The sequence below is a fragment of the Modestobacter sp. DSM 44400 genome (assembly GCF_900107175.1).
Taxonomy (GTDB): Bacteria; Actinomycetota; Actinomycetes; order Mycobacteriales; family Geodermatophilaceae; genus Modestobacter.
In genome coordinates this window covers 1-4,458 of sequence record NZ_FNOZ01000112.1, presented here as the reverse complement: position 1 = coordinate 4,458, position 4,458 = coordinate 1, and the positions used below count along the sequence as shown (strand labels likewise).

Here is a 4,458-nt window from a genome sequence, read left to right as displayed (position 1 = left end):
ACATGCCCACCCAGCTCCTCACCTCACTGACCTGGGACCAAGGCACCGAGATGGCCGCGCACGCCGCGTTCACCCTCGCCACCGCCATCGACGTCTACTTCGCCCACGCCCACTCACCCTGGGAACGCGGCACCAACGAGAACACCAACGGACTGCTCCGAGAGTACTTCCCCAAGGGCACCGAGATCACCGACGACCAGAAGTACCTCAACCTCGTCACCGCCGAGTTGAACAACCGACCACGCCGTATCCTCGGCTACCGAACCCCAGCAGAAGTCTTCACCGACCTCCTGACCAGCCCGATTGCTACCACCGGCTGAAACCGCCCCGCCTACTGGCCGAGCTGTTCTTGTCTGGAAAGGACGAGCTCAACCTAAACGAGCTCGCCGAGCGGGCCGGGCTGGCCTACGGAACGGTGCACCGAGAAGTGCGCCGGCTGCTCGAGGCGGGGCTGATCAGCGAGCGGCGGGTCGGTCAGGCCCGACTCATCCGCCCCAATCCCGAGTCCCCGCTGGCCCAGCCGGTCCGGAACCTGCTGCTGGTCTCTGCCGGGCCGGTTCGGCTGCTGGCCGCCGGGCTGCGCGACATCGCCGGTGTGCAGGCCGCATTCTTGTTCGGCTCGTTCGCCGCCCGGATGCGCGGCGAGCCCGGTGAAGCGCTCAACGACATCGACGTCATGGTGGTGGGCGCCCCCCACCCGATGGCGGTCTACGAAGCGTGCCATCGGGTCAGCGAACAGGTCGGCCGTGAGGTCAACGCGACGATCATGACGCACGACGAGCTCGAGGAGCACAGCGGCTTCCTCGCCCAGGTCCGACGCAGCCCGACGGTGTCGCTCCTCGGAGACGTTCCGTGGCAGTGATCCCCCTGACGACCGCGCAGCAGCGCGCCGTCGATGCGCTAATGGCGGCGCGCCGGCTCGAGCGGGTCCCGATTGACGAACAGCGCTGCGCGTCGTTCCTGCATCAAGCCGTGACGGCCCTCAGCGACCTGCCGAATGGGGCTTGACCCCTGATCGTGGACACGCTGAATCCAGGCCTGGCCTGGAGGAAGCGAGAAGATCAGACGGTGGCAAGGAAGACGTACTCCGAGGAGTTCCGCCGGGACGCAGTCGAGCTGTACCGGTCGACGCCGGGGGCGACGGTGGTGGGCATCGCCGCAGACCTGGAGATCATGGACGCGACGCTGTCGACGTGGCTGAAGGCCGCAGGGGTGCCCGTCCGAGGCCGACAACTTGACTCCCCGGTCGATCCACCGCCGGGTGGGGAAACGCCTGCTCGGGAGCTTGCCCGGCTCCGCGGCCGGATCGCTGAGCTAGAGGCGTCCGAGCGGAAGCTGAACAGCGAGCGGGACATCCTGCGGGCGGCGGCCAAATATTTCGCCGGGGAGACACGCTGGTGACCCGCTTCCAGTTCGTCGTCGACCACCGACACACCTTCGAGGTGAAGCGGCTGTGCCGGACCGTGGAGATTTCCCGGTCGTCGTTCTACGCCTGGGAGGCCGGCGCCCCGGCGCGGGCCGCCCGCGCCCAGGCCGACCGGGAGCTTGCCGAGCGGATCCGCGCGGTGCACGCCACTGACCGGGCCTACGGGGCGCCGCGGGTGACCGCCGAGCTCAACGACGGCGTGCCGGCCGGGGAGCGGGTGAACCACAAGCGGGTCGCCCGGGTGATGGCCGCCAACAAGATCACCGGTATCCGGCTGCGGCGCCGGGTGCGCACAACGATCCCGGAGCCGTCCGATCAGCTCGTGCCTGACCTGCTGGAACGCGACTTCACCGCGCAGGCGCCAAACACCGTCTACGTCGGGGACATCACCTACCTGCCCTGCGGCGGCGGACAGAACCTGTACCTGGCGACGGTGATCGACTGCTTCTCCCGCCGTCTGGTGGGCTGGTCGATCGCTGACCACATGCGCACTGAGCTGGTCACCGACGCCCTCACCGCGGCCGCCCGCGTGCGGGGCAGTCTGGCCGGGGCGATCTTCCACAGCGACCACGGGGCCCAGACCGGGCTCAACCGGTGGTCGCAACACCTGCCTAGTGGATTGAGTGTACGTGCTCGTGGAGGGCCTCGTCGGGGGTCTTCCAGCCGAGGGTCTTGCGGGGTCTGCTGTTCAGGCCTGCGGCGACAGCGTCGAGTTCGGCGGAGCTCCACCGCGACAGATCGGTGCCCTTGGGGAAGTACTGGCGCAGGAGGCCGTTGGTGTTCTCGTTCGTGCCGCGCTGCCAGGGGCTGTGCGGGTCGGCGAAGTACACCGCCAGACCGGTGTCGGCGGTCAGCTGCGCGTGCGCGGCGAGTTCCTTGCCGCGGTCCCAGGTCAGCGAACGACGCAGCAGCGGCGGCAGATCGCTGATCTTCGCGGCGAGCGCCTCGCGCATCGCCTGGGCGCCGTAGCCGGCCAGCGCCGGCCCGTTCTTCACCCGGGGGTGGATGCCGTAGCCGGCCATCCGTGGCAGGTGCACCAGGATGGTGATCCTGGTCGTGCGCTCGACCAGGGTGCCGATCGCCGACCGATCAGTGCCGATGATCAGGTCGCGTTCCCAGTGGCCGGGTACGACCCGGGCGGCGACCTCGGCCGGCCGGGCACCGATCATCGTCTCGGCGGTGACATGGCCGTGAGCTCGCTGCCGGGATCGGGCCCGGGGCACCCGCAGCGCCCGGCCGGTGCGCAGGCAGGCGACCAGCTCACGGGTGAGCGCGCCGCGACCGTGCACGTAAAGGGCCTAGTAGATCGCCTCATGGGAGATCCGCATCGACCCGTCGTCAGGGAAATCGATCGGCAGGCGGTGCGCAATCTGTTCCGGGCTCCACGCCGTCGCCCACCGCCGGTCTTGACGTCGCGGCTTGTTCCGGCCCTTCCACGCCGCCGTGTCCGGCCCGGACGCCGGCGTCCCGTCCGGGCGCCGAACCACCCCGGACAACCGGTCCTGCACGTACTCGCGTAGCCGGTCGTTCTCGACCAGCTTGGCCGACTTGGGACGCCGAGCGGCCCGTTCGGCCTTCCACTGCGCGATCGAGGCGCGGTACTCCAGCCGGCCACCGCGGGTGGCGGCGTTGCGCCGCAACTCCCGCGACACCGTCGACGCCGCCCGGCCGATCCGGCGGGCGATATCTCGCACGCCGCCGCCTTGTGCGCGCAGCAGCGCGATCTCCTCCCGCTCAGCGAACGACAGATACCTGCCCGACGGCGGGACTGGCCCGACGGCGGCGGGCATGCCGCCCCGCTGCCGGAACCACCGCGTCCCCACCGGCCCGGACACCCCGACGGCGACCGCTGCGTCCTCACTGGTCAGACCCTCAGCGATCTTGACCCAGAACGCCCGCTCCACATCACGCCCCGGCGGTGGCCGCCCCGGCGAGCGCATCGGCGGTCGGCCCGTCTTCGTCGAAACCCACGCTGCTGTTCGTCCCATCGTCACACCCCTGCTCATCGGGGTGTTGCGACGACCACTTGAAGCCGCCCAGTACACGTCCCGGGCCCACGCCGGGCTGTGTGACCGGCTCGGAGTGGCCCGCTCGATGGGCGCGGTCGGGTCCAGCGCGGACAACGCGCTGGCCGAGTCGTTCAACGCCACCCTCAAGCGAGAGACCCTCGCCGGCGCGGCCGGCTGGCACACCCCCGCTCAGGCCCGCCGCGAAGTGTTCGCCTGGGCCAGCCGCTACAACACCCGCCGCCGGCACTCCGCCTGCGGCCAGATCAGCCCCAACGACTACGAGACCAGCTGGACCACCACTACGCTGCAGACCGCCGCGTAGGCACACATCGCGTGTCCACGATCAGGGGTCAAGGCCCTTCGTCGCGGTGGCGCAGCGACACCTTCGGCGTCACCTCGACCTTGCCGCCGAGGTGTAGCAGGAACGTCCGGTCGGAGACCTTGCGGACGATAAACGCCCCCAGCGCCCCGATGGCACCGGTGATCTGTCCGGCATGAGCGACATCGACAGCGTCGCACGACAGGTCGATGACCAGCCGGTCGTGCGCCGATTCCGACACGTCCAGAGCGGTCAACGCGCCACCGGCAGAGACGACGACCCGCGACAGCTGGGCCGTGGCCTCGCTTGACGGCTTGGTCTCGACGCGCAGAGTGATCGAGTATCCGGGGGTCGGGGCGGCCATGGCGTCTCCTGTCCGGCCGTGGTTTTCAATTCGCGGACACAAAGTCTCGCCAAGAGGTTGTCCCGGGTCTCGTGGAACTTGAGGTGGCGGTCCCCCGCCCGCACCGGCCGTGAGGTAGGTGTTGGGCGTCCGCCAAGACACCATCCGAACAGGGGATCGCCGTGAGCAAGACCTACCAGAAGACCAAGACCGACACACCCGACGCCCCCAAGGTGGCCGTGCCCGAGCGGGTGAGCGTGGCGATGGCTGAGATCGCCGAGTCGATGCAGGAGGGACTGCTGGCCCTGGCGGTCGGCGCCGGGATGCAGGTGATGAGCGCGCTGATGGAGGCCGACGTGTC

Annotated in this window: 4 protein-coding genes and 4 pseudogenes; 6 read left to right on the top strand and 2 right to left on the bottom strand. The window is 69.8% G+C overall.

Translation table 11 applies throughout. The features are described 5' to 3' along the window. The 4 genes and pseudogenes from BLW04_RS24825 to BLW04_RS29000 form a co-directional block, all read left to right on the top strand. A partial coding sequence (locus BLW04_RS24825) for an IS30 family transposase (protein ID WP_091548200.1) occupies positions 1–320 on the top strand: 320 nt, incomplete at its 5' end. 29 nt (positions 321–349) lie between these two features. Continuing rightward, positions 350–862, top strand: a complete 513-nt coding sequence (locus BLW04_RS24820) for a winged helix-turn-helix transcriptional regulator (protein WP_254781982.1) — start codon at positions 350–352, stop codon at positions 860–862. Continuing rightward, complete coding sequence (locus BLW04_RS27195) at positions 853–1,008, top strand: hypothetical protein (RefSeq protein ID WP_175484289.1); 156 nt, start codon at positions 853–855, stop codon at positions 1,006–1,008. Before BLW04_RS24820 ends, BLW04_RS27195 begins: the two co-directional genes overlap by 10 nt. 60 nt (positions 1,009–1,068) lie before the next feature. Beyond that, positions 1,069–2,003: pseudogene (locus tag BLW04_RS29000) on the top strand (IS3 family transposase); the annotation flags it as partial. Between the two features lie 34 nt (positions 2,004–2,037). Here BLW04_RS29000 and BLW04_RS24805 read toward each other — a convergent pair. After that, a pseudogene (locus BLW04_RS24805) lies at positions 2,038–3,432 on the bottom strand (IS30 family transposase). 28 nt (positions 3,433–3,460) lie between these two features. On the opposite strand from BLW04_RS24805, the pseudogene BLW04_RS26355 reads away from it, so the two are divergent. Next, a pseudogene (locus BLW04_RS26355) lies at positions 3,461–3,757 on the top strand (integrase core domain-containing protein); the annotation flags it as partial. Positions 3,758–3,785: 28 nt separating this feature from the next. Here the strand turns inward: BLW04_RS26355 and BLW04_RS24795 are convergent. Beyond that, entirely contained in the window at positions 3,786–4,118 is a 333-nt protein-coding gene (locus BLW04_RS24795; protein WP_091548240.1) for an ACT domain-containing protein, read from the bottom strand. Positions 4,119–4,279: 161 nt separating this feature from the next. Between BLW04_RS24795 and BLW04_RS26350 the strand changes: the two are divergent. Continuing rightward, a pseudogene (locus BLW04_RS26350) lies at positions 4,280–4,458 on the top strand (IS256 family transposase); the annotation flags it as partial.